Origin of the sequence: Trinickia sp. (assembly GCF_051953955.1) — a bacterium.
Classification (GTDB): Bacteria; Pseudomonadota; Gammaproteobacteria; order Burkholderiales; family Burkholderiaceae; genus Trinickia.
The window spans coordinates 1-26,728 of sequence record NZ_JBQCIF010000087.1 but is presented as its reverse complement, the minus strand read 5'-3'; the positions used below and the strand labels follow the sequence as shown (position 1 = coordinate 26,728).

The 26,728-nt window shown below is 63.9% G+C and carries 24 protein-coding genes; 13 read left to right on the top strand and 11 right to left on the bottom strand.

The window, feature by feature from the left end; all coding sequences use genetic code 11:
- The 3 genes from ACTHNZ_RS17135 to ACTHNZ_RS17125 form a co-directional block, all read right to left on the bottom strand.
- Positions 1–567 (bottom strand): DUF4135 domain-containing protein (locus ACTHNZ_RS17135; protein WP_440543741.1); only part of this gene is annotated, 567 nt, incomplete at its 3' end.
- A gap of 1,010 nt (positions 568–1,577) precedes the next feature.
- On the bottom strand, positions 1,578–1,877 hold the full coding sequence (locus ACTHNZ_RS17130) for a helix-turn-helix domain-containing protein (RefSeq protein WP_440543740.1): 300 nt from the start codon (positions 1,875–1,877) through the stop codon (positions 1,578–1,580).
- A complete protein-coding gene (locus tag ACTHNZ_RS17125) occupies positions 1,867–2,520 on the bottom strand; it encodes a HipA domain-containing protein (protein WP_440543739.1) in 654 nt (217 codons plus the stop codon). The genes ACTHNZ_RS17130 and ACTHNZ_RS17125 overlap by 11 nt, the downstream gene beginning before the upstream one ends.
- A 370-nt stretch (positions 2,521–2,890) precedes the next feature.
- Here ACTHNZ_RS17125 and ACTHNZ_RS17120 point away from each other — a divergent pair, with 370 nt between their 5' ends.
- The 3 genes from ACTHNZ_RS17120 to ACTHNZ_RS17110 all read left to right on the top strand — a co-directional run bounded on the left by ACTHNZ_RS17120 (position 2,891) and on the right by ACTHNZ_RS17110 (position 7,630).
- Positions 2,891–4,198 (top strand): dicarboxylate/amino acid:cation symporter, encoded by a 1,308-nt coding sequence (locus ACTHNZ_RS17120; protein WP_440543738.1) that lies wholly within the window; start codon positions 2,891–2,893, stop codon positions 4,196–4,198.
- A 67-nt stretch (positions 4,199–4,265) separates the two neighbouring features.
- On the top strand, positions 4,266–6,224 hold the full coding sequence (locus ACTHNZ_RS17115; RefSeq protein WP_440543742.1) for a sensor histidine kinase: 1,959 nt from the start codon (positions 4,266–4,268) through the stop codon (positions 6,222–6,224).
- A 26-nt stretch (positions 6,225–6,250) separates the two neighbouring features.
- On the top strand, positions 6,251–7,630 hold the full coding sequence (locus ACTHNZ_RS17110; RefSeq protein ID WP_440543737.1) for a sigma-54-dependent transcriptional regulator: 1,380 nt from the start codon (positions 6,251–6,253) through the stop codon (positions 7,628–7,630).
- Between the two features lie 111 nt (positions 7,631–7,741).
- Here the strand turns inward: ACTHNZ_RS17110 and ACTHNZ_RS17105 are convergent, their stop codons facing one another.
- A complete protein-coding gene (locus ACTHNZ_RS17105; RefSeq protein ID WP_440543736.1) occupies positions 7,742–8,272 on the bottom strand; it encodes a TlpA disulfide reductase family protein in 531 nt (176 codons plus the stop codon).
- A 270-nt stretch (positions 8,273–8,542) separates the two neighbouring features.
- Here ACTHNZ_RS17105 and ACTHNZ_RS17100 point away from each other — a divergent pair, with 270 nt between their 5' ends.
- Positions 8,543–9,151, top strand: coding sequence for a hypothetical protein (locus ACTHNZ_RS17100; RefSeq protein ID WP_440543735.1), 609 nt, complete (start codon positions 8,543–8,545; stop codon positions 9,149–9,151).
- A 511-nt stretch (positions 9,152–9,662) separates the two neighbouring features.
- On the opposite strand, the gene ACTHNZ_RS17095 is transcribed toward ACTHNZ_RS17100, so the two are convergent.
- The 4 genes from ACTHNZ_RS17095 to ACTHNZ_RS17080 form a co-directional block, all read right to left on the bottom strand.
- Positions 9,663–11,216 (bottom strand): Fic family protein, encoded by a 1,554-nt coding sequence (locus ACTHNZ_RS17095; RefSeq protein ID WP_440543734.1) that lies wholly within the window; start codon positions 11,214–11,216, stop codon positions 9,663–9,665.
- Between the two features lie 453 nt (positions 11,217–11,669).
- Entirely contained in the window at positions 11,670–13,298 is a 1,629-nt protein-coding gene (locus tag ACTHNZ_RS17090; RefSeq protein WP_440543733.1) for a YifB family Mg chelatase-like AAA ATPase, read from the bottom strand.
- Between the two features lie 121 nt (positions 13,299–13,419).
- A complete protein-coding gene (locus ACTHNZ_RS17085) occupies positions 13,420–13,821 on the bottom strand; it encodes a hypothetical protein (RefSeq protein ID WP_440543732.1) in 402 nt (133 codons plus the stop codon).
- Positions 13,822–14,371: 550 nt separating this feature from the next.
- The gene (locus tag ACTHNZ_RS17080) at positions 14,372–14,626 is read right to left on the bottom strand and encodes an accessory factor UbiK family protein (protein ID WP_440543731.1); all 255 of its coding nucleotides are present in this window, start codon (positions 14,624–14,626) and stop codon (positions 14,372–14,374) included.
- A 329-nt stretch (positions 14,627–14,955) separates the two neighbouring features.
- Between ACTHNZ_RS17080 and ACTHNZ_RS17075 the strand changes: the two genes are divergently transcribed.
- The 7 genes from ACTHNZ_RS17075 (at position 14,956) to ptsP (ending at position 22,464) form a co-directional block, all read left to right on the top strand.
- Entirely contained in the window at positions 14,956–15,294 is a 339-nt protein-coding gene (locus ACTHNZ_RS17075; RefSeq protein WP_027795982.1) for a P-II family nitrogen regulator, read from the top strand.
- Positions 15,295–15,341: 47 nt separating this feature from the next.
- Positions 15,342–16,790 carry an ammonium transporter gene (locus ACTHNZ_RS17070; RefSeq protein WP_440543730.1) on the top strand — a complete coding sequence of 483 codons (1,449 nt, stop codon included), beginning with the start codon at positions 15,342–15,344 and terminating at the stop codon, positions 16,788–16,790.
- 330 nt (positions 16,791–17,120) lie between these two features.
- On the top strand, positions 17,121–18,410 hold the full coding sequence (gene gshA, locus ACTHNZ_RS17065) for a glutamate--cysteine ligase (RefSeq protein ID WP_440543729.1): 1,290 nt from the start codon (positions 17,121–17,123) through the stop codon (positions 18,408–18,410).
- A 49-nt stretch (positions 18,411–18,459) separates the two neighbouring features.
- The gene (gene gshB, locus ACTHNZ_RS17060) at positions 18,460–19,416 is read left to right on the top strand and encodes a glutathione synthase (RefSeq protein ID WP_440543728.1); all 957 of its coding nucleotides are present in this window, start codon (positions 18,460–18,462) and stop codon (positions 19,414–19,416) included.
- A 207-nt stretch (positions 19,417–19,623) separates the two neighbouring features.
- Positions 19,624–20,190 carry a PTS sugar transporter subunit IIA gene (locus ACTHNZ_RS17055; protein WP_440543727.1) on the top strand — a complete coding sequence of 189 codons (567 nt, stop codon included), beginning with the start codon at positions 19,624–19,626 and terminating at the stop codon, positions 20,188–20,190.
- Between the two features lie 32 nt (positions 20,191–20,222).
- Positions 20,223–20,492: an HPr family phosphocarrier protein gene (locus ACTHNZ_RS17050; RefSeq protein ID WP_440543726.1), complete on the top strand. Its 270-nt coding sequence runs from the start codon at positions 20,223–20,225 to the stop codon at positions 20,490–20,492.
- 217 nt (positions 20,493–20,709) lie between these two features.
- Complete coding sequence (gene ptsP, locus ACTHNZ_RS17045; protein ID WP_440543725.1) at positions 20,710–22,464, top strand: phosphoenolpyruvate--protein phosphotransferase; 1,755 nt, start codon at positions 20,710–20,712, stop codon at positions 22,462–22,464.
- On the opposite strand, the gene ACTHNZ_RS17040 is transcribed toward ptsP, so the two are convergent.
- The 3 genes from ACTHNZ_RS17040 to gpmA form a co-directional block, all read right to left on the bottom strand.
- Entirely contained in the window at positions 22,441–23,214 is a 774-nt protein-coding gene (locus ACTHNZ_RS17040) for a HesA/MoeB/ThiF family protein (protein ID WP_440543724.1), read from the bottom strand. The two genes, ptsP and ACTHNZ_RS17040, sit on opposite strands and share 24 nt — an antisense overlap.
- Positions 23,215–23,326: 112 nt before the next feature.
- Positions 23,327–24,874: a S41 family peptidase gene (locus ACTHNZ_RS17035; RefSeq protein WP_440543723.1), complete on the bottom strand. Its 1,548-nt coding sequence runs from the start codon at positions 24,872–24,874 to the stop codon at positions 23,327–23,329.
- Between the two features lie 198 nt (positions 24,875–25,072).
- A complete protein-coding gene (gpmA, locus tag ACTHNZ_RS17030; protein ID WP_440543722.1) occupies positions 25,073–25,819 on the bottom strand; it encodes a 2,3-diphosphoglycerate-dependent phosphoglycerate mutase in 747 nt (248 codons plus the stop codon).
- A 144-nt stretch (positions 25,820–25,963) separates the two neighbouring features.
- Here gpmA and ACTHNZ_RS17025 point away from each other — a divergent pair, with 144 nt between their 5' ends.
- Complete coding sequence (locus tag ACTHNZ_RS17025) at positions 25,964–26,374, top strand: rhodanese-like domain-containing protein (RefSeq protein ID WP_440543721.1); 411 nt, start codon at positions 25,964–25,966, stop codon at positions 26,372–26,374.
- A 12-nt stretch (positions 26,375–26,386) separates the two neighbouring features.
- Positions 26,387–26,647: a glutaredoxin 3 gene (gene grxC / locus ACTHNZ_RS17020; RefSeq protein ID WP_440543720.1), complete on the top strand. Its 261-nt coding sequence runs from the start codon at positions 26,387–26,389 to the stop codon at positions 26,645–26,647.
- Positions 26,648–26,728 lie beyond the last annotated feature (81 nt).

The following is a 26,728-nucleotide window of genomic DNA, read 5'->3' as shown; positions in this document are numbered from 1 at the left end:
GTGCAAGACGGTCTCCAGATCGACAAAGACGGGGCTGGCACCATTCGGTATTATGTTCTCGGCATTCAGATCGGTGATGCCGAGAGCGGCGGAGAATGCTGAGAACGTGCCGATGCGAAGGAAATAATTCGCTATGTCGCTTTGATAACGGCAGTTCTGCGGTACATGCCACGATGTCCAGCCCCATGCGTCGGACGTCAGATATGTCGGAAAAACCCACTCGCTATCGCCTAGCCAAAGTGTTACCTTAGCCTTGATGAAATCACTCGTCCGAGCCTCGATATCGATATTACGTGGCTTCCAAGCGAATGCTGGCTTGCCATTGGTGTAGAAAAGCACCACATTTTTTCCGCAGTCGTGACTTTCGCCTGTTAGTACGAAAATGTGCGATATTTCGTCGACGCCCCCAACGGGCAAAAGGCCGGTGTTGATTAGGCGATGTAGGTCTACTTTCAGCGAATGCGCCGCGAGCGAAAGGTTCGCCAACTCTTGTTTGACAATGGTGTCTATCAGCTCTCGTAATTCGGGGTATTTATGGAGCGCTGATAAATAGTCAGTGGCGCTCACGGACGTAAGCCACATGTCAGATGAATTATCTGACCACGATTGCTTACTGCAAAACTCGGACTTAAGTGACAACTCTGTTATCGCATTGAGCTTTCCGGTAAGATGTGTGAGGAAGGCGTTCGTTAGCTTTCGATATGCGGATGTGTGAGGGACGCTCGCATCTGCGCTCTCTGCGAGTAGGATAAAATGTTCAAGAACTGAACGGTGGATTCCTTTGTACGACAGATTTCCTTGAATTTTTTTTGACATGTCTTCTTTCGCCGATGAGCGGTATCGAAAAACGCGTCGTAAGTCGCCGCAATGATTTTTGCAGTCATTGCGGCGACTTGAGCATCTCGTAAGTTCAGCTATAGAGAATCTTTGCGCTACTGTGGCTCGCTTCAATGCACGTGCCGCGCTTTATGGATGATGGCGAAAACGAGGCAAAGCAACGGGCTGCCCAGCACTGTGTGCATAAACTCGTATCGCTGAAAAGTAGGTCATTAAAGTAATCGTGCTGAATCGCTTCAGGTGACATCAAGCTCGCGGGCGGTGCGTACTCTGCATGGCGCGATTCGGTGAGGCTTGCTGCACGTCCTTGGTTGTTCGTGATCGACATGTTTAGTCTCCCCCTCGAGGGTGGTTAATGGACCGTGGGTGCCGGCCAATGCGAGGTCTGCAGGAAGGGGGAAGCGACGGTCGTGGCGTGTTTGACTTCGGACTCCATGTGCTCGACGGCGATGTCATTAACTGGCCATCGTTCGGCTAGCTTCGCCTTCGTCGTGTCCGCCGTGCAGGCTGCCCGGTATCGTTCGCTCCGCCTCCGTCCCGCTATCGAACGATTGGCTGAGGAAAGGCTAATTGGAGGTCGGCAGATGTTGGTTCGGTTGGTCGAAAAATCCGACTCTTTCACCCCCGCCAGGACCTTCGCAGCGGCGGCGGTAGCGGGAACGACCTCGCCTGTACGTGAGCTGCCGCCGACGTGCAGGCGCACGAGGCGGGACTCGCGGTCGATATCTAACCCCCGGCCGCTATGCCGACGGCGGCGGCTCGTTCCGGCTGCTCGGGACGAAACCGACTTGCAGGCCGAAGCGCTTTGCGATGCTGGTAAGCGACTCGACCGTCGGACTGCCGGTTCCTCGCTCGATATCTTGAATGACCCGGCGGCCGACGCCACGGTGCGCGGCGAACTCCGCTTGGGTCAAACCCGTCATCTCGCGCATCGCCTTCATGGCCTCCCCAATTGTCATCTCGCCTCGACCGATCCTCTCGTGGGAGACGCGGCGCATGGCGTTCTGCTCGTTACGGGTGGGGCGCGTCTTACGAGGCATCGCGGGTGTCCTGTGGCGGTTCGAGCGCTTTGAGTTGCCGAACCTGCGTATCGATGGACGGAATCAGGAATTCGACGATGTCGGAATCCACCCCGTGCAGATCCATAATGTCGGGCAACCGTTCGAGCTGCGCGGCGAAGCGGCACAGAGCCGCGCCTAGCGTCAGGCGTTCGTCGCCGGGAACAGGCAGTGCGGCGAGCACGTCGCCCCAATCCGTCAATTCCATTCGTGTGTCCGGCCGGTACCATCTCAGCGCTCGCGGGATCAACTGAGAGTCCAAGTACAAGGGCGCAAAGTCGAACAAGGGCGTGAGCTGGACCTTGCCTCCCGTGAGTTGGACAGCTGTGTTGCGAGCGTGGTTATCGGTGTTGCGCATCGCCAAATCGAGCACGTCGCGTTTGATGAACTCGAGCGTCTCGGCCGCGGGATCGGTCACGACGCGGCGGATCGCCGCAACGACCTCGAACAGGCTCGGACGCAAGTCGAAGCCAGGGAGCCGCAGAAGGGACGCCACGCTTTCCTGACGCAGGCGAGCGACTTTCCCACCGTGCGCAATCCGATCGAAGCGAGGGGGCAGCATGATATCGCCATGAAGCGTCGGCACCTCGGGATGCGTGCGGACCGGCGCTATGGTGACTCGCATGTAATGTGCTTCGCAAATGTGGCATGTCTGGCCCTCTCGGACGCCATGCATCTTATAAGTGGCTTTTTGAGGAAAGGCGTGCAGGACGTCGGAGCGCAGCCCTGGGTCCGGTCGATACGCGCGGCGAGCGACGACCCGGCGAATTGCGCAACGCGTGGTCTGCGGGCCGCGGCGGCTGGCCGTCTCCGGCCATCCAGACGCCAGCGGTCCCGCTTTCCGGGAAGCTGGACGCCGCCCCGCTCATTGATTGAAAAAAATAAACAAAATCAATAGCTTATGGGTGCGTGCACCTTGGCATCGACCTTGCAATCGATGGACCCCACGAATGGCCGGCTTGGCCAATCGACTTATTCTTAGCTGGGAGACATCGATGCGTCCTCTGAAGAAACCTTTTTATCGAATCCTCTATGTGCAGGTCATCGCGGCGATCATCGCCGGCGTCGTGCTCGGTCATTTCTCGAGCGCCCTCGCCGTCGACATGAAGCCGTTCGGGGACGCATTCATCAAACTCGTGAAGATGGTCATCGGGCCCATCATCTTCTGTACGGTCGTCACCGGCATCGCCGGCATGCAAGACATGAAGAAGGTCGGCCGCGTCGGCGGCAAGGCGCTGCTCTACTTCGAAGTCATCTCCACGTTCGCGCTGATGCTCGGCCTCATCGCCACGCACGTGCTCAAGCCGGGCGCGGGCTTCAACGTCGACGTCCACTCGCTCGACGGCAAGGCCGTGGCCTCCTACGCGGCGAAGGCGCACGGCCAGAGCGCCGTCGACTTCTTCATGCACATCATCCCGAGCACGATCGCCGATGCCTTCGCGCAAGGCGAGATCCTGCAGATCCTGCTCGTCGCCCTGCTGTTCGGCAGCGTGCTCGCCTCCATCGGCGAGCGCGGCAAGCCCGTCACCGACTTCATCGAAAGCCTCTCGCAGGTGCTGTTCGGCATCGTGCGCATCGTGACGAAGCTGGCTCCGATCGGCGCGTTCGGCGCAATGGCCTTCACGATCGGCAAGTACGGCGTCGGCTCGCTGCTGCCGCTCATGAAGCTGATCGGGACGTTCTATCTGACGTCGATCGTGTTCGTGCTCCTCGTGCTCGGCACCGTTGCCCGGCTCGTCGGCTTCAACATCGTCCGCTTCGTCGCCTACATCAAGGAAGAGATGCTGATCGTGCTCGGCACGAGCTCGTCGGAGGCCGCGCTGCCGCAACTGATGGGCAAGCTCGAAAACCTCGGCTGCTCGCGCTCCGTCGTCGGTCTCGTCGTCCCCACGGGCTACTCGTTCAATCTCGACGGCACGAACATCTATATGACGATGGCCGTGCTGTTCATCGCGCAAGCGACGAACACGGATCTCTCGCTCATGCAGCAGCTCACGCTGATCGCCGTGGCCATGCTCACGTCGAAGGGAGCGAGCGGCGTGACGGGCGCAGGCTTCATCACGCTCGCGGCCACGCTGGCCGTCGTGCCGACGATCCCGCTGTCGGGCATGGTGCTGATTCTCGGCATCGACCGCTTCATGAGCGAGTGCCGCGCGCTGACGAACATCGTCGGCAACGGCGTGGCAGCCGTCGTCGTCTCCGCTTGGGAAAAGGAGCTCGACCGCTCGAAGCTGCGCGCAGCGTTGGGACGCGGCACCCGCGCCATCGGCGCCGAAGCGGAGACGAACACGGCCGGCGTTTAATGCCTGCGGGGCGGCGGCACCAGGCGGCTATGCCACAATAGGTCAAGTTTTCGTCCGGAATCCGCCCATCGTGACGCGCCGCCTCATCGTCGTTCTCGCGCTTGCCGCGGTGCTCCTCGCCGTATGCATCGCCACTTGGCGCATCACCTGGCTGCGCGGGATCGACGTTCTACAGCAGCAAGCCGCCGTGCGGGCCGACCGCACGGCCAGCGCGCTCGGCGATACGCTCGAGCGCTATGAATCGCTCTCCTACCTGTTGGCCAGCCACCCTGTCGTCGGCGAGGCGCTCGATAGCGGCTCGCCCGACGCCATCGCGCGAGCCAACCGCTATCTCGAAGACGCGAACGCACACGCGCACGCCGACGTCACCTACATCATCCGCGCCGACGGCCTGTGCCTCGCGGCGAGCAATTGGGGCCGGCCCGATAGCTTCGTTGGTTCGCAATACCGATTTCGTCCGTATTTCATCGATGCGATGCATGCCCGCATCGGCCGCTTCTTCGGCATCGGCACCGTTTCGCACGTACCGGGCTACTACATTTCGCAGCCCGTTCGCCACAATGGGCGCATCGTCGGCGCCGCCGTGCTCAAGCTCAATCTCGAATGGTTCCCGGGTGCGGACGACAACGAGCCGGTCCTCGTCGTGGACAAGCATGGCGTGATTTTTTTGTCGTCGGTCCGAGGCTGGAAATATCGCGCGGTGCAGGATCTGCCGAGCAGCGTCGTGGCCGCCATCGACGCGACGCGCCAGTACGACGGGGCGCCGCTCGCGCGGTTGCCGATCCGACCCGCGCGGGCGCTGGATGCGGCCGGCGCACGGATCGTGCGCATCGGCGCGCACGGCCCGTCGCCGTATTACCTGCTGGCGCAGCGTCCGATCGCCGCGCCCAACTGGCAGTTGATGACATTGGCGCCGGTGAATTCGGTCATCGACGACGCGCGCAATGCGACGGCGGCCGTAGGCTTCGGCTATATCTCGTTGTGCTTGCTCGGGTTTTACTGGCGCATGCGGCGCGCTCGCGCGCGCGATAGGGAGATGGGGCGCGCGCGGCTGCAAGAGGCTTACGCGGAGTTGAACCGGCGCGTCGAGGCGCGCACGGCCGATCTGTCCGCCGCGAACGCGCAATTGCAGACCGAAGTGGCCGAGCGCACGCGCGCCGAAAATGAATTGCGCGCGGCGCACGCGGAGCTGCTGCAGACGAGCAAGCTCGCCGCGCTCGGGCAAATGGCCGCCGGCATCACCCATGAGTTGAATCAGCCGCTCGCGGCGCTGCGCACGTTCTCGGACAACACGCGCGTGCTGATCGAGCGCGGCGCGCTTCCCGAAGCACACGAGAATCTCCAAGCGATCAGCTCACTCACCGATCGCATGGGAAAGATCACGAACCAATTGAAGCTGTTCGTCGGACGCTCGCAGCCGAGCAATGCTTGCTCGCCCGTCGCACGCGCGCTGCGCAACGCGCTGCAATTGCTGCGGGAGCGATTGCAACCCGTGTCCGTTCAGGTGCGTATCCGCGAGGCGGGCGCCGAACCGCCCGAGCCGCGGGACATGGAGGCGCCGGATGAGACGAGCGCGTATCGTCCGTTGGACCTGGATGCCGAGCACTCCGCGCTCATCGCCTATTGCGACGGTTTGCGTCTCGAGCAGGTGCTGATCAACCTCGTCGGCAACGCGCTCGATGCGCTCGAGTCCGTGACGGCGCCTCGCTTGACGATCGATGTCGACGCCGGCAGAGACACGCTCGCGATCGCCGTGCGCGACAATGGCCCCGGCGTTCCCGCGGACATCCTGCCGCGGCTGTTCGAGCCGTTTTTCACGACGAAGGAAGTCGGCAAGGGGCTCGGCCTCGGGCTGGCGATCGCATCGTCGATTGCGCGCGATTGCGGCGGATCGCTCGTGGCGCGCAGCGGCGCGGGCAAGGGGACCGTGTTCGTCCTGACGCTGCGCCGCGCGGTTTCGCCGGCGCCGGTCATGGCGGCTCACCGCGATGCCGCATCGCCCGGACAGGACACTAGCGCAGCATGAATTTCTCGGAGCAGTTCGACATCACCATGAACACGACCGCCACGGCAGACAACGCGCAAGTGATCTTTATCGAAGACGACGAACTCGTGCGGCGGGCGAGCGTGCAGAGCTTGCAACTGGCCGGGCTCGCCGTCAGTGGCTATGGGTCCGTGGAGGCCGCGAAGGACGCGCTCGGCGTGCTCGACGAGCGGTTCGCCGGCGTGATCGTCAGCGATGTCCGGCTGCCCGGTGCGAGCGGCCTCGATTTGCTCGCTCAGTGCCGCGAACAGGCACCCGATGTGCCGGTCATCCTCGTCACGGGGCACGGCGACATCTCGATGGCGGTGCAGGCGATGCGCGACGGCGCGTACGATTTCGTCGAGAAGCCGTTCGCGGCCGAGCGCCTCGTGGATACGGTGCGGCGCGCGCTCGAGCGGCGGCGCCTCGTGCTCGAGAACGTCGCGCTGCGCCGCGAGCTCGCCGCGCGCGACGCGCTCGTCCCGCGCATCATCGGGCGCAGCGCGGCTATCGGAGAGGTGCGGCGGCTGATCGCCAACATCGCGCCGACCGATGCGCCGGTGCTCGTCATCGGCGACACGGGCGCCGGCAAGGAGCTCGTGGCGCGCAGCCTGCACGAGTTGTCGCCGCGCGAGGCCAAACCGTTCGTGGCCGTCAATTGCGGCGCACTGCCCGAATCGATGTTCGAATCGGAGATGTTCGGCTACGAACCGGGCGCGTTCACCGGCGCCGTGAAACGCCGCATCGGCAAGCTCGAATACGCATCGGGCGGCACGGTGTTTCTCGATGAAATCGAGAGCATGCCACTGTCGCTGCAGGTGAAGTTGCTGCGCGTGTTGCAGGAAGGCACGCTCGAGCGGCTGGGCTCGAACCAGCCCGTGCGCGTCGATTTGCGCGTGGTGGCGGCGGCTAAGGGCGACATGCAGGCACTCGTCGCGGCAGGCACGTTCCGCCGCGATTTGCTCTATCGGCTCAACGTCGTGACCATCGAAGTGCCGCCCCTCGTGGAGCGGCGAGAGGACGTCGTGCCGTTGATCGAACACTTCGTGCTCGAGGCCGCCGTGCGTTATGGCCGCCCCGCGCCTGTCCTGACGCCGCGCCAGCGCGCGGATCTCATGGCGCGCGATTGGCCCGGCAACGTACGCGAGTTGCGCAACGCGGCCGACCGGCTCGTGCTCGGAATCGAGGCCGGTTCGAGCGCGGGCAAGGGCGGCGGCGCGAGCGCATCCGGGTTGAAAGAGCGCGTCGAGCAGTTCGAGCGAGCGGTGATCGCCGAAGTGCTCGAGCAGCACGGCGGAGCCGTTTCCGCAGCTGCCGACGAATTGCAGATCGGCAAGGCGACGCTTTACGAAAAGATCAAACGATATGGCCTCGCCGCGCGCGGCGAGGCTGGGAAGGAAGGGGGCTAGCAGCCGCCGGCGGTATCACGACTCGCCGTTGCAGCCGGCCGGCTGCCGAGGGAAGACGAACGGTTCGCCGTTGAGCGGCGATCCCAGACCTGATGCCCGAGGTCTTAGGCCTCAGGCCGCTCCGAGCGCCTTTTGCAGCAGTTGGTCGAGTTCGGCGAACTGCGGCTCGCCGACGTAGCGCTTCAGGATCTTGCCGTTCTTGTCGACGACGAACGTGGTCGGCGTCATTTGGACATTGCCGAACTGCTTGGCGGCGGTGCCGTCATCCATCGCGACCTTGAAAGGTAACTTGCGCGTTTGCGTGTAGTTGACGACGTACATCGGCGCATCGTATTGCATCGCGACGGCGACGAACTCTAGGCCGCGGCCCTTGAAGCGGTTGTAGGTGTCGACCATCTGCGGCATTTCCTTGATGCAGGTTTCGCAGTCGGTCGCCCAGAAGTTGACGAGATAGACCTTGCCCTTGAGGTCGGCCGTCGACACCTTCTGCCCGGACAGCAGCGTGAACGTTGCCGCGGGCACCTGCTGGCTGCGGCCGAACGTGAAGTAGCCCGCGATCGCGATCGCGGCGGCCACGCAGGCAAGCGCGACGTAGCGCAGGGCTCCGTTGCGGCGGGCAGGGGATACAGGTGTTTGGCTCATGGTGACGACCTCGTACGGACGATCGCGGCGGGCAATTCGGACGATTGCAGGGCGGCTGGATGAGGGGCTGCCCGGCCGGCGCGATTCGGCGTCGGCTATTTTACCCTCATTCCTCGGAGACGGCCGACGGCTGCGACCGCGAGTCGCAAGAGGGCTCGGCTGCGCCGTGAACGATAATGTCGTCTTCGGTCATGTGCCTCGTTTTCCTTCCACTGCGTTTCTTCCATGCATCTGCCATTTTTCAGTCGATCCGGCGGCCGGCGCTTACCTATGCACCGCCGCTTGTGCGCCGTTCGGGCGGCATTCGCTTTCCACCGGCCTGACGTGTTCGCCGCCTCGCTGCGCAGGCTTTCGATCATCGGGCTGCCGGCACTGGCGGGCATTGCGCTGGCTACGGCGTGTTCGCCCGCTTATAACTGGCGGACGGTGACCGACGGGGCCGAGGGCTATGCCATCGACTTACCGGCCAAGCCCATCGCCGACGAGCGGCAGGTCGACATTGCGGGCAACGCATTGCCGATGCACGTGCGCGCGGCCCATACGGAGGGCGCCGTCTTTGCGATCGCGGTCGTCGATCTGCCGCGTGACGACGGCGTGCTTCGTCAAGCCGTGGCCGATGGCCTGCGTACCGCGCTTGCGCGCAATCTCGGCGCGTCGGCCGTCGAGCGCCCGATGCAGGTGCCTGTGGCAGGCGGTGCGCCCGTGCCGGGCGTCGACGTCGTCGCGACGGGGCGGGCCGGCGAGGCGCACGAGCAGCGGACGATCCACGCATGGATCGCAGCACGCGGGCGGCACGTCTACCAGGCAGCCGTCATCGCCGTGCATGCGCCTGCGCAGGAACAGGCCGATCAATTTTTTGGCTCGTTCAAGCTCCAGTAGCGTGAGCCGGACGCCGGCGACGACGCTGCGCCGCCCGGGGACCGAGCGAAAGCCCTGCATGCGAGTGAAGGTTCCGCCGCAAGAAACGATGCTAATTCCTGGATTTCTCTTAGGTTTTTAAGCTATCCACAGCCGCTGTGGATAACTCTGTGGGAAACTTGCTGCCGCTCGTCCGATAAGCCCACCGGGCGGGCGTTTCGACAGGTTGCCTAACAACGCGGCAGCTTAAAAAACCCATAAAAATCAAAGTGATGGGGATCAACGTTGAGGCGCTGCCTGCAAATGGGTGCCGGACGTGACGAATCGCGGATGTGTGTATAAGTCAAGTCTTGACAGTAAAAAACTTTGCCCCGGTCGCGCGATTTGCGGCAAGCGCGCCTGGAACGAAGCGATCCTGCGCTCGCCCGTTCGGCGAGGCATGGCACCACGCCGGGCGTGCAACGGAAGCGCTCACCCGGATCGCCGTGCCCGGCGCAGTCATTGTGCAACACCACGCCGCTATCGGCGGCGCTCACTCGCGCGTCGGTGACCACTGCGCCATCTCTTCGGCGATGAACGTCGCGAGCGGGGCGATTTCGTCGCCGACACTCGCCTGTTCGAGCGCCTTCATGTACTCGGCGCGGCGGCCAACACGAACCACCGTCCACGGATACCCGCCCGATGCGAGCAGCACATTCATCAGAAATCGGCCGATGCGCCCATTTCCGTCGAAGTACGGGTGAATGAACACGAACAGGTGATGCCCGAGCACCGCTCGCACAGCCGGGTTCGGCTCCTCTCTGATCAGGTCGAAGAGCGCCTCGAGGCAGTCGAGGATCGCGTCGCGCGGCACGGGCGTATGCATCGAGTTGCGGATGAAAATCGGCCCTGTCCGATAGCCCGCCAACTGATGCGCTGCGAGTATCCCCGCCTGTACCGACGGCCCGAAAAGTTGCGCGTACCAGTTGTGGTGGTCGTGCTCCACGATATCGCCGGCGTTATCCCCGGCGAAAAGGCGCGCAATACTCTGCTTGATCGACTGAAACGCAAGAAAGTACCCGCGCGCTGCAAGCGTGTTCTTTTCCTTCTCGTGTTCCGGGTCACCTTCAGGGTCCCAGTCTCCACGGGCCACCCGCTCGATGAGCTCGTCCGTGACCTGGTAGCCCTCGATGGACAGCGAGTTATACGCGTCAGAGACGTAACGCTCGTCGACCTGCGCCAGATAGCCTGCGGCGTCCTGGCCGATCCCCGGCGGCTGCGGAAACGCGGCTATCACCGCGCTCCGCCATCTCGCCCACATGGAGCGCAGCCGGAGCACGTACGGTGAGCGCTGGCGGCTCGGCGTGAGGGACGGCTCCTGCCTTTCGAACGGGTTGACTGGTTTGATGGGCCGGCCCGCCGCGGCGAAGCTGTCGACGATGCGTTTCGTCTCCTCTGGACGACCCATGAACGTGAACGCGCCCGCCAGCCGTGCGGCCGCGGCGGTCTTCCCGTCGTCAGCGAGGAGAGTGGTCAGAACCTCACTCGCATTTCGCACGAGCATCAGCGCGATTTCCGCATCGGCCGCGTTGTTCACGAAGAACTGCGGGCCGACCAGACATAGCGCCTCCGCAACGGGCCACACCTGAAGGCCGCGGATCTCTACCCTGGATTTGGGCACGCGGTTTTCGTCGGCGTAGACGAACACGGACTTGTTGGCGGGCAAGTTGAGGTAGTACGAGCTTCCTTCCTTGACCACGGCAACCACCTGCGCCGGTATCGTGGTGTTCCCGGTGTGCAGCAGCAGTGAAGTTTCGGGGTTCAGGCAGTAACGCTTGGCGAAGCGCTTGCCCAGATAGCGCGAGATGAATGCCCAGTACGTTGCGTACCAGCTCGTCGACTCCCCGTCGCCGTCGCCCGGATTGCTGCAGAAGTACCAGCCCTTCATGATCGAGCGTAGAAAGCCGGTGTCGACGAGCAGGGTGCGCTGCTCCTCGGTCACGTCCGTGTGCTCGACGACGCCATGGTGCTTGTCCTGCAGCTTTTTGAGGGCCTTGAGTGCAGACGCGAGCTTGGCGGACTGTTTGGTCTTGGAGGAAGTGGCCATGGATGACGTCGTGGGTGGGGCGCAAGGAATTACCTTGGAAGACACCCAATTTTTACATTGACATGTGGGGACGGTTTACATTGATACAGCGGCGCCGTTTACATTGGTATGTTGCCATCATCTTACATTGCTATGCAATCGATCCCCGTTTATAAGCACATGATATCACGTAGTTTATTCAGGTTAAACGTGGGTGATATTTGAGGCCAATCGATGCAAAAATCTAGGCCAAAACACGATGGTTTTTGCGCGAACGAGCATCAATTTTTGCGAAAACAGGGGCTCGTAGGTCGATGCAAAGTTGATATGACCCCAATTATCAGAGCGCCGAGTAGCGACCCGGAGAACATGAGGGGTGCGGCAATGACGCTGCGCTCGCGCTCGTAGCACCCGCCATTCATCGCGGGCGTTGCGCGTGGCTGCTCCGTGACGGAATCGGAACGTCGTCGTCGATCAAGACACGGCGAGCACGCGCCGGTATTGCACGGCTTCGGCGACGTGAGCGGCGCTCGGCGTATCGGCACCGGCCAAATCCGCGATCGATCGCGCCACTTTGAGCACGCGGTAGTAAGCCCGCGCGGACCAGCGAAAGCGCTCGCACGCTTCTCGCAGCAACGCCTCGGCTTCGGCACCGAGCCGGCAGACGTCGTCTGCTTCTCGGCCGGAGAGATCGCGATTCGTTTTGCCTTGGCGTGCGAGCTGCCGCTCGCGCGCCCGCGCGACGCGCGCGGCGACGGTGGCGCTCGGCTCACCGCATTCCGCTGCGCGAGCGCTCAACTCGGCCGGTGTCAGCGCCGGCAACTCGATTTGGATGTCGATGCGATCGACGAGCGGGCCCGACAGCTTGCGCAGATAGCGCGTCGCCATGTCGGGCGTGCAACGGCAGCGCCCGCCCGGATCGCCGCGCCAGCCGCACGGACAAGGATTCATCGCCGCGACGAGCTGGCATGCGGCAGGAAAGTCCGCTTGCAGCGCGGCGCGCGAAATCGTGATGCGGCCGACTTCGAGCGGCTCGCGCAGCATTTCGAGGACGTGCCGGTCGAATTCGGGCAATTCGTCGAGGAAGAGGACACCGAGGTGGGCAAGCGTGATTTCGCCGGGCTGCGGCGGGTTGCGGCCGCCGACGAGCGCGGCGGCGCTCGACGAATGATGCGGCGCGCGAAACGGCCGCTGGCGCCAGTGCGCAGGCGAGAACCCATGCGCGCTGGCCGACAGTAGCGCGGCAGAGCTGAGCGCTTCGTCGTCCGTCATCGGCGGCAGCAAGCTCGGCAGCCGGGCGGCGAGCATGGATTTCCCCGCGCCGGGCGGGCCGACCATCAATAGATGATGGCTCCCCGCGGCCGCCACTTCGAGCGCGCGCCGCGCGCCGTATTGGCCGATGACGTCGGCCATGTCGGGCGGCGCCATGCTCGGCTCCAGTCGCTCGGGCGCGGGAGGGGCGATCGGAGCGAGGCGAGCTTCGCCCTCCCCGCATAGGTGCGCGCACAGCGAAGGGAGATCCGCTGCTCCGAATACGGCCACGCCCGGTACGAGCGCTGCCTCCCCCGCGCTGGCCGCCGGCAGATACAGCTCCGGTAGATCGCCTGGCGGCTCGGCCGAATCACCCACCGGCGTGTCGCCCCTCGCGCCGCCTTCGGTGCTGGCAGACGATGCGGGAGCGGCCATCAACGACGGCAAGCCGCGATGGCTGCGGGCTGTTCCGCATGCCATCGCGAATGCCCCCCGCATGGGGCGCAGCGCGCCCGTGAGCGAAAGTTCGCCGGCGAACTCGCGCCCCGCGAGCGCCGCGGGCGGAATTTGCGCGCTGGCCGCGAGGATGCCGAGCGCGATGGGCAGATCGAAGCGGCCCGATTCCTTCGGCAAATCGGCAGGCGCTAGATTGACGGTGATACGGCGGACGGGAAAATCGAAGCCGCAGTTCTGCAGCGCGGCGCGCACGCGCTCGCGGCTCTCGCGCACCTCGAGATCGGGCAGACCGACGATGGAGAACGACGGCAGCCCGTTGGCAAGATGAACTTCGACGGTTACTTCGGGCGCACGGCCGGCAGCCGGCGCACGCGAGCGCACCACGGCAAGCGACATGAGGTCTCCTGGAGACGGCGCCGCAATCTTGCCGCGCAACGTGCAAGCACTGTAGCAACGCCCACAGCGCCTCACCAGTAGCGAAGGGCATCGTTGGCCATTTGGCCGACGTTCGACGCGTTCAATCGCCATCGTCTTCCGAATCTGAATGAACGTCGTCGATCAAAATGCCGGCCTCCTCCTTATTGATCTTCCGTAAGTCACGTTTTAAGAAGCCGGTTTCATTGAGCAATTCCTCGTCGCTCCACTCGATCGCATCATCCACCGCCTCGTTGAAGCGCGCTTGAAATACCTCGCGACCACGGCCCGAACGTGCTTTTGTCGAACCGAGCATCGAGGATGCCGGTATATCCCGTTCGGTGATGAATGCCCGGCTTCCGGCTTGACTGAATGGATCGGGCTTGAGGCCGGAGCCCTCCGGCTCCTTGATCAAGACTCGGGCCACGGCGCGTCCCCGACTTTGTGCCCCCGAATATTGCCATGCCAGTTTTGGGTCGGTCGGCAGAATCGGTTTCCGGCTCATGACTCCGAGTGGGCGATAGCGATGGCGAGCCAGTGATTTTTGGCATTTTGCGCTCCGCTGAGAAAATATCGGAGCGGCCAGAATATCGTTTTGCGAGTGTGTCTCGAGTGCGAGACGCGAAGGCGCGAAGGGTAATCCGAATGGTGCCTTCGGATGAAAATGCATTTTAGGTTTGACATTTATACTCGCTCGCTTCAGCGAGTAAAAATCGATCGACAGAGGGTATTATCGTAGGCGTTGTCCGGAAGACGCGGTCGAACGGGATTCATGCCCATGGCGCATGTTATGGCGTTTACAACGTTTCAAGCGAGGGTTGACGAAGGCTTAGCGTTCGGAAACGAAAAAAGCGCCATTGCGGAATTCGGCGCGCACATCACGGCAATCTATATGGCATCTCGTTGAAAAGGACGGCATTTGAGAGGCGCCGTCAATGCAAAGCCAACCGATCGCTCTGGCCATGCCTGGTGTGGTGTCGTGGAGGCGCGCGCCCGTCGTTCGGCAACGGGCGCGCCACCGCTTGCTCGGCATGCGGCGATTCAGGCCCGAGGCCTCACGGCTCTTGCGACGCGGCCAGCCGCTGCTCGAGTTCGGCCACGCGCCGTTCGAGCTCTTCCAGGCGTGTGCGGGTTCTGAGCAGCACTTGCGTCTGCGTATCGAATTCCTCGCGTGTGACGAGATCGAGCTTCGAGAAGCCTTGAGACAGCATGGCCTTCACGTTGCGTTCGACGTCCTTCGCGGGCGAATGCTTGAGCAAATCGCTCATGCGGTGCTGAAAGTCCTGAAATAGATCGTTCGGTTGCTTCATGTTCTTCTCCTTCATTGCACAAAAGATGTGCAGCTTTCTCCCCGGCTTGCGCTGATGGCGCACCATGAACGAACTTGGTGCGTGCCATGGCGCGCGCTCGTGCATCGACGGGCGCCCTTGGTGCGTGCCCGAGTATCGGGCGTGCGAACACTCTAGCAACGATCGACCGGCCGCGCCAGCGCAACGGCCCGTCGCTGGCTGTTCGGCCGGGTCTGCCGGCGCAAAGATGTGGGCCTCGGCGCGCGTGCGCGGGCCTCGCATGGCACGGCTGTTGCTTTTAGAGCGCGCACCAATCGGCAAACAGTTTTCGCAACGAAAAGAGGACTTTCATGAAGCTCATTACCGCAATCATCAAGCCGTTCAAGCTCGATGAAGCGCGCGAGGCGTTGTCCGCGATCGGCGTGTCGGGCATCACGGTCACCGAGGTGAAGGGGTTTGGCCGCCAAAAGGGGCACACCGAGCTTTATCGCGGCGCGGAATACGTCGTGGACTTTCTGCCGAAGGTCAAGATCGAGGCCGCCGTCTCGGACGACATCGTCGAGCAAGCCATCGAAGCGATCGAACGCGCGGCCCGCACGGGCAAGATCGGCGACGGCAAGATTTTCGTCACGCCGATCGAGCAAGTGATCCGCATCCGCACCGGGGAAACGGGCGCCGACGCCCTGTAATTCGAGAACGAAATTCGAAGATTTAGCGACATAGAGGAAACCGAAAGATGCGCAAACTATTGATGTCCTTGGCGATGGCCGCCACGCTGCTCGTGGGCGGCTTGGGCGCCGCGCTGGCCGACGACGCGTCGTCGGCCCCCGCCGCGGCCGCGTCCACCCCCGCCGCCGCGGCCCAAGCGAGCGCGGCGTCGAGCGCCGCTGCCGCACCCGACGCAGCGGCAGCGTCGGCCGCCGCGGCACCGGCCACGCCGACGGAGCCCTTCTCCGTCGATTCGTCCAAGATCAATTCGGGCGACACCGCCTGGATGCTGACGTCGACGGCGCTCGTGTTGTTCATGACGATTCCCGGCCTGGCGCTGTTCTATGGCGGCATGGTCCGCAAGAAGAACGTGCTCGCCACGGTGATGCAGAGCTTCGCGATCACCTGCGTCGTCACGGTGATCTGGACGGTGATCGGCTATAGCCTCGCGTTCACGCCGGGCAATGCGTTCATCGGCGGGTTCTCGCGCGTCATGTTGGCGGGCATGACCTACATCAAGGGCGACAAGGCCACGACGCTCACGGTGAGCCATCTCGCCACGACGATCCCCGAGTCGGTCTATTTCGTCTATCAAATGACGTTTGCGATCATCACGCCCGCGCTGATCACGGGCGCGTTCGCCGATCGCATGAAGTTCTCGGCGATGCTCGCATTCATGTCGCTGTGGTCGATCATCGTCTATTCGCCGATCGCTCACATGGTATGGGAGCCGACGGGCTGGCTCTCGTCCGCCGGCATCCTCGACTTCGCGGGCGGCACCGTCGTGCACATCAACGCCGGCATCGCGGGCCTCGTTTGCGCCCTCGTGCTCGGCAAGCGCGTCGGCTACGGCCGTGAAGCGATGGCGCCGCACAACCTGATTCTGACGTTGATGGGCGCGGCGATGCTGTGGGTGGGCTGGTTCGGCTTCAACGCCGGTTCGGCCGTCGCGGCCGATGGCCGCGCGGGCTTCGCCATGCTGACGACGCAAGTGGCGACGGCCTGCGCCGCGCTGGGCTGGATGTTCGTGGAGTGGATCGCGAAGGGCAAGCCGTCCGCGCTCGGCATCGCATCGGGCGCCGTGGCCGGCCTCGTGGCGATCACGCCGGCGTCGGGCTACGTCGGCGTGGGCGGTGCGCTCGCGATCGGCTTCATCGCCGGTGCCGTCTGCTTCTGGTCCGCCACCTGGCTCAAGATGAAGCTCGGCTACGACGATTCGCTCGACTGCTTCGGCGTGCACGGCGTGGGCGGGATCATCGGCGCACTGCTGACGGGCATCTTCGCGGTCAAGGACATCGGTGGCGCCGACGGCAGCCTGATCCTGCAAGCGAAGGGCGTGCTGACGACGCTCGTCTACAGCGGGGTGCTGAGCTACGTGCTGCTCAAGATCATCGATCTCGTCATCGGCCTGCGTGTGGCCGAAGAGGAAGAGCGCGAAGGCCTCGACGTCGTCCTGCACGGCGAACACGTCGAGTAACTCACACCGGGACGGGGCGGGCGGCCGGTCGTGCCGCCCGGACACCCGAATCCGCACCAAATGGAAGCAGCGACTTCTGCCCGCCACCCGGCGGGCTTTTTCGTTTCCGGCTTCGTCACGGCCGCACCGCGTCCTCCGCCTTGCCTATGACGGGGTGGGTTGCCGCCACCGATCCGCAGGGCAAGTCCCCAGGCGAAATGACCCTGCGCGCTATCGGGTCTATCAAGATTGCCTACCGGGGACGCCCTTGCGTTCGATCGAACCGCCCCCACATCGGCTGGGCGATTAATTGCTCTACAATCTTTTTCTCCCGTGTTCATCGAGTAATCAATGGTCCCGCACCTAGTTACGGCGTTAAACGGTCCTCTGCTCGATCTCGAGCGGAAGATCCTCGACGCCACGCCGGCGATCGAGCGGTGGTTCCGGCTCGAATGGCAGGAGCACACGCCGCCTTTCTATTGTTCGGTCGATTTGCGCAACGCGGGCTTCAAGCTCGCGCCTGTCGACGCGAACCTGTTCCCCGGCGGCTTCAACAATCTGCCCGAGGAAGTGCTGCCGCTCGCCGTGCAGGCTGCGATGGCCTCCATCGAGAAGATCTGCCCCGACGCGAAGAATTTGCTCGTGATCCCCGAGCGCCACACGCGCAACGCGTTCTATCTCGAGAATGTCGCGCGGCTCGCGATGATCATGCGGCAAGCCGGCTTGAACGTGCGATTCGGCACGCTCGACGAGAACATCGTGGGCCCGGTGACGATTCCGCTGGCTGACGGTCAGAAGATCGTCCTCGAGCCGCTCGAGCGCACGCCGCGGCGGCTGGGCTTGAAGAACTTCGACCCCTGCTCGATCCTGCTCAACAACGATTTGTCGGGGGGGCTGCCGCCCGTGCTCGAGAATCTGCACGAGCAGTACGTGCTGCCGCCGCTGCACGCCGGCTGGGCCGTGCGCCGCAAGTCGACGCATTTCTCGTGCTACGACGACGTCGCGAAGAAGTTCGCGAAGCTCGTCGAGATCGACCCGTGGATGGTGAACCCGTACTTCGCGCGCGTCGAGGACGTCGATTTCGAGGCGCGCACGGGCGAGCAAGCCCTCGCCGACGCGATCGACGCCGTCATCAAGAAGATCGCGCGCAAGTACCGCGAGTACGGCATCGGCGAAAAACCCTACGTCGTCATCAAATCCGACGCGGGCACGGACGGCCGCGGCGTCATGACGGTGCACGATGCGTCCGAGGTTGCGAATCTCACGAAGGGCGAGCGTTCGCGCATGTCGGCCACGAAGGACGGGCTGCAAGTGCACGACGTCATCGTCCAGGAGGGCGTCTACACGTTCGAGCGCATCGGCGAGGAAGTGGCCGAACCCGTCGTCTACATGATCGATCGCTACGTCGTGGGCGGCTTCTACCGCGTGCATGGCAGCCGCGAGCGCGATCAGAACCTGAACGCGCCCGGCATGCATTTCGTGCCGCTCGGCTTCGAGCACACGGCTTTGCCCGACGCACATGCGAAGCCCGGCGCGGCGCCGCCGAACCGGTTCTACATGTACGGCGTCGTCGCGCGGCTCGGCCTGCTCGCGGCATCGGTCGAACTCGAGAAGACGGACCCGGAAGCGATTCAGGTCTGATCGGCGCCGCATCCCACGAACGAGAGCCCGCACAGGGGCAAGGGGTTTCATGGACATTCTTTTCATCGCCGATCCGCTAGCGAAGTTCAAGATCTATAAGGACTCGACCTACGCGATGATGGCCGAGGCCGCGCGCCGCGGCCATGCGGTCTATGCATGCGAGCCCAAGCATCTGGCCTGGACGGGATCGCAAGTCGAGGCAACGGCGAGCCGCGTCGACATCGTCGGCGATACGGCCGACTTGCACCGCGCGCCGTGGCACGAGAGTGGTGCGCCCGAAAATCGCACGTTGACCTCGTTCGGCGCCGTCGTCATGCGCAAGGATCCGCCGTTCGACATGGAGTACGTGACCTCCACCTGGTTGCTCGAGCTGGCCGAGCGTGCCGGCGCGCGCGTGTTCAACAAGCCTCAGGCGATCCGCGACCATTCGGAGAAGCTCGCGATCGGCGAGTTCCCGCAGTTCGTCGCGCCGACACTGGTGACACGCGACCCCGCGCGGTTGCGCGCGTTCCACGCGGAGCACGGAGACGTCATCCTCAAGCCGCTCGACGGCATGGGCGGCATGGGCGTGTTTCGCGTGACGCGCGAGGGGATGAATCTCGGCTCGATCATCGAAATGCTGAGCGACGACGGCGTGCGCTCGGTAATGGCCCAAAAATTCATCCCCGAGATCGCGGCCGGCGATAAGCGGATCTTGCTGATCGGCGGGCAAAGCGTGCCGTATTCGCTCGCCCGCATCCCGCAAGGCGGCGAGGTGCGCGGCAACCTGGCGGCCGGTGGGCTCGGCGTCGCGAAGCCGCTCGGCCCGCGCGACCGCGAGATCGCCGATACGCTCGCGCCCGTGCTGGCCGCGCGCGGGCTGCTGCTGGTCGGCTTGGACGTGATCGGTGACTGGCTCACCGAAGTCAACGTGACGAGTCCGACCTGTTTTCGCGAAATCATGGAGCAGACCGGGTTCGACGTCGCGGCATTGTTCGTCGACGCGCTCGAGCGGGCAGCCGGGTAGGGCGGCCGGCGCGGTCGCGGGGCCTCGCTTCGGGCGGAAAACGAGCCTGTTACAATGTCTTTTCCCTGAAACGGTTCGTTGATCGGATGCGTCCGCGGATGCGCCCCGCGCATGCGGTCCGGCCGCTCGTCGGTCGCCCCACGCTCGCGCTTTGCGCCTAGCCGTACCGATCTGGCCCTTTGCGGTGCTTTTCGTTGCAACACTGACATGGCAGGTATATTGATCATCGCGCACGCGCCGCTCGCTTCGGCGCTGAAAGAGTGCGTCGCGCATATCTACGGCGGGCTCCCCGCTCGCATTGGCGCCATCGACGTCCTGCCCGACTGCGATCCCGCGCAAGTCGTCGCGTTCGCTCATAGCGAGGTCGAGCGCTTGCGTGAGGAGAACGGCATGCTCGTGTTGACGGACATGTTCGGCGCGACGCCGGCGAACATCGCGAGCCGGCTCGCGACGCTGCCCGGCGTGCGTGTGCTGGCCGGCGTCAACTTGCCGATGCTCGTGCGCGGCGTCTGCTATCGTACCTGCGACCTCGACTTGCTCGTCGACAAGGCGCTTGCCGGTGCCTCGAAAGGGGTCCATGCGATCGGCGCGCTCGTGGCGCCGGCCGACGTCGGCAAACCGGCCGGCGAAGCCGAATGCGCGGCGCCGGGCGTGCCGCTCGTGACTTCTGCGCAGTCATGCGCGGGCGCGGCGTGCCAGGCCAGCACGACGAATGCCGGCGAGGCCGTGAGCCCACCGGCGAGCGCGGCGAGCACCAACGGTCCCGCGCGCTGATTTTCTTTTTTCCGCTTTTTCAGGACGAGCAGATGCTTCAACAAGAAACGACGATCGTCAATAAGTTGGGTTTGCATGCACGCGCATCGGCCAAGCTGACGCAACTCGCCGGCAACTATCAATCGGAAATCTGGATGACGCGCAACGGGCGCCGCATCAACGCCAAGAGCATCATGGGCGTGATGATGCTCGCCGCCGGCATCGGCAGCACGGTGACGATCGAAACCGAGGGGCCCGACGAGCAAGACGCGATGGACGCACTCATGAAACTCATCGCGGATAAATTCGGCGAGGGCCAATAGGGTGAAGCGGCAGCCGGCGCAACGGCCGAGCCGCCCGATTCCACTGAAACGCCGCGGTCGCCGCGGCGTTTTGTTTCCTACGAGACAACATGCTATTGCGCAATGCAATGCTGCGCCGCACGCAGTCAAAATGCCCCTCTCGAATTTATAATCGATAATTAAGGTCCTATTGTGCAGCGGTATTGCCCGCGGCATTCCACAACTCGAGGAGGTGCGCGTGTCGTTTTCGCTGCATGGTATTCCGGTGTCACGCGGCATCGCGATCGGGCGAGCCTATCTCATCGCGCCTGCAGCGCTGGACGTCGACCACTACCTCGTCGAACCGCCGCAGATCGAAGGCGAGATCGAGCGCTTTCGCGCCGCTTTGAAGACGGTTCAAAGCGAGCTCGACAGGCTCAGCGAGGACCTGTCGGCTGACGCGCCGAGCGAAGTCGGCGCGTTCATCAATGTCCATACGATGATCCTGAACGACGCGATGCTCGTCCAAGAGACGATGGACTTGATCCGCACGCGCCGCTACAACGTCGAATGGGCGCTGACCGAGCAACTCGAGCGGCTCTCGCGGCACTTCGACGACATCGAGGACGAGTACCTGCGCGAGCGCAAGGCCGACGTGCAGCAAGTGGTCGAGCGCATCTTGAAGGCGCTGGCGGGGGCGTCTTCCGCTGCCGCGCTCGTCGACGGGGCGAACGGGAACGCGGCGGACGACATGATCGTCGTCGCGCACGACATCTCCCCCGCCGACATGCTGCAGTTCAAGACGCAAACGTTCCAAGGCTTCGTCACCGATCTCGGCGGGCGCACCTCGCATACGGCGATCGTCGCGCGCAGCCTCGGCATACCCGCGGCGGTGGGCGTTGCGCACGCGAGCGCGCTGATCCGTCAGGACGATTTGATCATCGTCGATGGCGACCGCGGCATCGTGATCGTGGACCCGGCGCCGATCGTGCTCGAGGAATATTCGTACCGGCAAAGCGAGAAGCTGCTCGAGCAAAAGAAGCTGCAGCGCCTGAAATTCTCGCCCACGCAAACGTTGTGCGGCACCAAGATCTCGCTGCTGGCCAATATCGAGTTGCCCGAGGATGCGCGTGCGGCCGTCGAGGCCGGAGCGGTCGGTGTGGGGCTCTTTCGCACCGAGTTCTTGTTCATGAACCACAAGGACCGGCTGCCCGAGGAAGAAGAGCAGTTCGAGGCCTACAAGCGCGCCGTCGAGCTCATGGGCGGCCTGCCCGTGACGATTCGGACGATCGACGTCGGGGCCGACAAGCCGCTCGATTCGATCGGTGCCGACGGCTACGAGAGTGCGCCGAATCCGGCGCTGGGGCTGCGTGCGATCCGCTGGAGCCTGTCCGAGCCGCAGATGTTCCTCACGCAACTGCGCGCGATCTTGCGCGCGTCGGCGTTCGGCCAGGTACGCATTCTCGTGCCGATGCTCGCCCATGCACAGGAGATCGATCAAACGCTGGACTTGATCCGCGAGGCCAAGCGCCAGCTCGACAATGCGGGCTTGCCGTACGACCCGGGCGTGCGGATCGGCGCGATGATCGAAATCCCCGCGGCGGCGATCGCATTGCCGTTGTTCTTGAAGCGCGTCGATTTTCTGTCGATCGGCACGAATGACTTGATCCAATACACGCTCGCGATCGATCGTGCCGACAACGCAGTCGCACATCTGTACGACCCGCTGCATCCGGCCGTACTGCACCTGATCGCGTTCACGCTTCGCGAAGCGAAGCGGGCGGGCGTGTCGGTATCGGTCTGCGGGGAAATGGCCGGCGATCCGCAACTCACGCGGCTGTTGCTCGGCATGGGGCTCACCGAGTTCTCGATGCACCCGAGCCAACTGCTCGTCGTGAAGCAGGAAATCCTTCGCGCGAACCTACAGGCATTGGAAAAGCCCGTCGCCGACGTCCTCGCGGCGTTCGAGCCCGAGGAAGTGCAGGCCGCGTTAAGGTGCCTCGGGCAGGTGTGAGCCGCCGCTGCCGCAGACGGGGCATTCGGGCTGACGTGCGATCGTCATCGTCGTCCATTCCATGCGCAGCGAGTCGAGCATCATGAGCCTGCCCATTAGGGTCTGGCCGATGCCGCCGATGACGCGCAGCGCTTCGGCAGCCTGCATCGTGCCGATGATGCCGACCGTCGGCGCGAACACGCCCATCTGCGAGCAAGCGACTTCCTCGAACGGCTGGTCCTCGGGAAACACGCAGGCATAACAGGGCGAGCGTTCGTCGCGAAAATCGAACGTGCTGATCTGTCCGTCGAAGCGCAGCGCCGCGCCCGAGACGAGCGGCACGCGATGCTTGACGCATGCCCGGTTGATTGCGTGGCGCGTGGCGAAATTGTCCGTGCAGTCCAGCACGACGGTGGCTTGCGGCACATGGGCATCGAGCCAGGCATCGCCGATGCGCTCATCGACCGCCTGCACCCGTACCTCGGGATTGAGCCGCGCGAGGGTCTCGCGGCCCGATTCCACTTTCTTGTGCCCGATCGAAGCCGTCGCATGCAGGATTTGCCGCTGCAGATTCGTGAGGTCGACCGAGTCGGCATCGACTAACGTGAGCGTGCCGACACCGGCCGCGGCGAGGTACATCGCCGCCGGCGAGCCGAGTCCGCCGGCGCCGATCACGATCGCATGCGCATCGAGGAAGCGCTGCTGCGCCTCGATGCCGATTTCGTCGACGAGGATATGGCGGGAATAGCGAAGGAGCTGATCGTCGTTCATGGCGGCGCGCCGGGAAGGGGTTGCGAGGAGCGCGGCGGCGGGCGATGTCTTTGCCTGCGCCCCCTACGCGCATGGCGGCAGGGGGCGAGGGTGTGCGTTTCGTCGCGAGGTGTTACTTGCTCGGCGCGGAAGCGGGCATGGCGGGCGCGGACGATGCCGGTTTGACGGCCACCGGCGCCGATGCCGAGCGCGGCGGCTTGCTTTCGGCGAGCTTGCGCTCGACGATCGACTTCGAGAGTTGCACCTGCTTGCCTTCGAGCTTGTTCAAGGCTTGCTGGAGCATGAAGTCGTCGGCCGAGCCGAACTCCACCGGCTTGCGCTCGCGATCCTTCGCGCGCTGCTCGGGCGTCTTCTTGTCGTTTTCCTCTTCGAGCTGTTGCAGTTGCAGCATGCGATCCTTCTCGCGTTGCTCCTCTTCCTTCTTCTCGTTCGGGTCTTGCGTGTTGGCAAGGTGGTTCGAGTAATCGACCTCGCGCGTGACGAGCGCGTCGTCCGGATCGCCGTTCGCGTATTGATCGACGGGGATATCCGGGCGGATGCCCTTGTTCTGGATCGAACGGCCGCTCGGCGTGTAGTAGTAGGCCGTCGTCAAGCGCAGCGCCGTATCGGACGTGAGCGGGCGAACGGTCTGCACCGAGCCTTTGCCGAACGTCGTCTTGCCCATGATCAGTGCGCGATGCTGGTCTTGCAGGGCACCGGCGACGATCTCGGAGGCCGACGCCGAGTACGCGTTCGTCAGCACGATCATCGGCACCGTCTTGTAGACTTCCTGCAGATTCTTGAGCGGATCGGAATCGAACGACGGCAGGCGGTAGTTCTCGTACGTGTCGCGGTAGATTTGCTTCGAATCGGGGATCTGGCCGTTCGTCGAAACGACGACCGAATTCGGTTGCAGGAACGCGCCGGCCACGCCGACGGCGCTTTGCAGCAGGCCGCCGCCGTTGTTGCGCAGATCGAGCACGATGCCCTTCAGATTCGGCTGCTCGCGCGCGATGTCCTCGAGCTTCGTCGCCAGGTCGGGGACGGTGCGTTCCTGGAAGCTCGTAATGCGCACGTAGGCATAGCCCGGGGCGAGAACCTTCGACTTCACGCTCTGCACGCGGATGATCGCGCGCGTGACCGTGACGGGGAACGTGCGGTCGTCGCTCTTGCGGAAGATCGTGAGCGTCACCTTCGTGCCGGGGTCGCCGCGCATTTGCTTGACGGCTTGATCGAGCGTCATGCCGCGCACGGGCTTGTCGTTGATCCGGGTGATGAGATCGCCGGGACGGATGCCGGCGTGGAACGCGGGCGTATCCTCGATCGGCGAAATGACCTTGATGAGGCCGTCTTCCTGCGAGATCTCGATGCCGAGGCCTGCGAAGCGGCCCTTCGTCTGTTCCTGCAGTTCCTGGTAATCGGTCTTGTCCAGATACGACGAGTGCGGATCGAGGCTCGACACCATGCCCTTGATCGCTTCGGTCAGGAGCTTCTTGTCGTCCACGGGCACGACGTAGTCGTGCTTGATCTGCCCGAACACCTCCGCGAACAGCCGCAACTGCTCGAGCGGGAGCGGCGCCGTGGTTTGCTGCTGCGCCGCGGCGGAAAATTGCAGCGTCGCAAAGATGCCGGCGGCGAGGCCAGCGGCAATCAAGCCGATGTTCTTGAGTTTCGTGCGCATAGAGTCTGGTGCGTTCGGGAAACGGGGTGTGAGTGCCGTGGGCGAAAGACGGTCAAGTATAACTGCTCGTGGACGAAGCGCGGGCCGGCGCGACGCGCGATCACGCGCGCGGGCGTACATTGGACCCGGGCGGAGCCCATGGGTTCGCCGGCCCCGCGGCCCGGCTGCCTGCCGCCGGGCCGCATGGAACGGTGAGTATCAGCCCGCCTTGCCTTGCTTCGCGACGGCGGCCTGGGCTTGGGCGATCGCCTCCTGGTCTCCCAGGTAGTAGTGGCGAATCGGCTTCAGGTGCTCGTCGAGCTCATAGACGAGCGGCACGCCGTTCGGGATGTTCAGCCCGACGATGTCGCTGTCGGAGATGCCGTCCAGATACTTGATCAGCGCGCGCAGCGAATTGCCGTGCGCCGCGATGAGCACCTTCTTGCCGCCCCTGAGCGCGGGTGCGATCGACTCGTTCCAGATCGGCAGCACGCGCGCCACCGTGTCTTTCAGGCACTCGGTGAGCGGCAACTCGGCGCGCGGCACCTTCGCGTAGCGCGGATCGTCGTAGGACGCACGCGGGTCGGTCGGCTCGAGCGCGGGCGGCGGCGTATCGTAGCTGCGGCGCCAGACGAGGACCTGGTCGTCGCCGTACTGGGCAGCCGTTTCCGCCTTGTTCAGGCCGGCCAGCGCGCCGTAGTGGCGTTCGTTCAGGCGCCACGAATGGACCACGGGAATGTACATGAGGTCCATTTGGTCCTGCACGTGCCAGAGCGTGCGGATCGCGCGCTTGAGCACCGACGTGTAGGCGATGTCGAAAGTGTAGCCGGCTTCCTTGAGCAAGAGGCCCGCTTGAGCGGCCTCGCGGTTGCCTTGCTCGGTGAGGTCGACGTCGACCCAGCCGGTGAAGCGGTTTTCCTTGTTCCACGTCGATTCGCCGTGGCGGATGAGAACGAGCTTGTACATGAGATTGCCGGTCGGTAGTGAGGAAGCGCGTGACGGGCCGACGTTGCCCGATCGGGCTACCGTCGCGCCGTCAAACGGTTATTTTATAATGGTCGGATTGCCTGCTACCTTTTGCTCCGTTTTTCTTCCCTTTTCGACGATACCGTGACGTTCTTTACTGATTACACCAACCTCGTGCTGCTGGCCGCCCTCGTGATCTCTGGCGCGTTCCTCGTTTGGCCGATGATCGCCGGGCGCGGGCGCGGCGGCCTGTCCGCCGCCGAAGCGACACAGCTCATCAATCGCCGCAATGCCGTCGTCGTCGATCTGCGTGCCGCCGCCGAGTACGCCGCGGGCCACCTGCCGGCCGCGCGCCATGTCGCGCTCGACGAGCTTCAAGCAAAAATCGGCCAAATCGCGAAGAATAAGGCTACGCCGGTATTGCTCGTATGCCAGACGGGCGCGCAATCGAACAAAGCGTCGCAAGCCGTTCGGGCGGCGGGCTATACCGAGGTCCATGTGCTGCAAGGGGGCTTGAGCGCCTGGCAGCAGGCCGGGATGCCGGTCGTCAAGTAAAGGAGTGCGAGAGTGAATTCCGTCGTCATGTACAGCACGCAGGTGTGTCCCTATTGCCAAATGGCCGAACGTCTATTGAAATCGCGCGGCGTTCAGCACATCGAGAAAATCTTGATCGACAAGGACCCGGCCCGGCGCGAGGAAATGATGACGCGCACGGGGCGCCGCACCGTGCCGCAAGTCTTCATCGGCGAGACGCACGTCGGGGGCTATGACGACCTGTCGGCCCTCGATCGCGCGGGCGGCTTGATGCCGCTGCTCGGCCAGGCGTGAGCAGCGTGGGGGGGGGGGGGGGGGGGACGGCCCCCCCCCCAACGCCATGTTGATATTTTTATTTTCTTTTGTTCTCGTTTT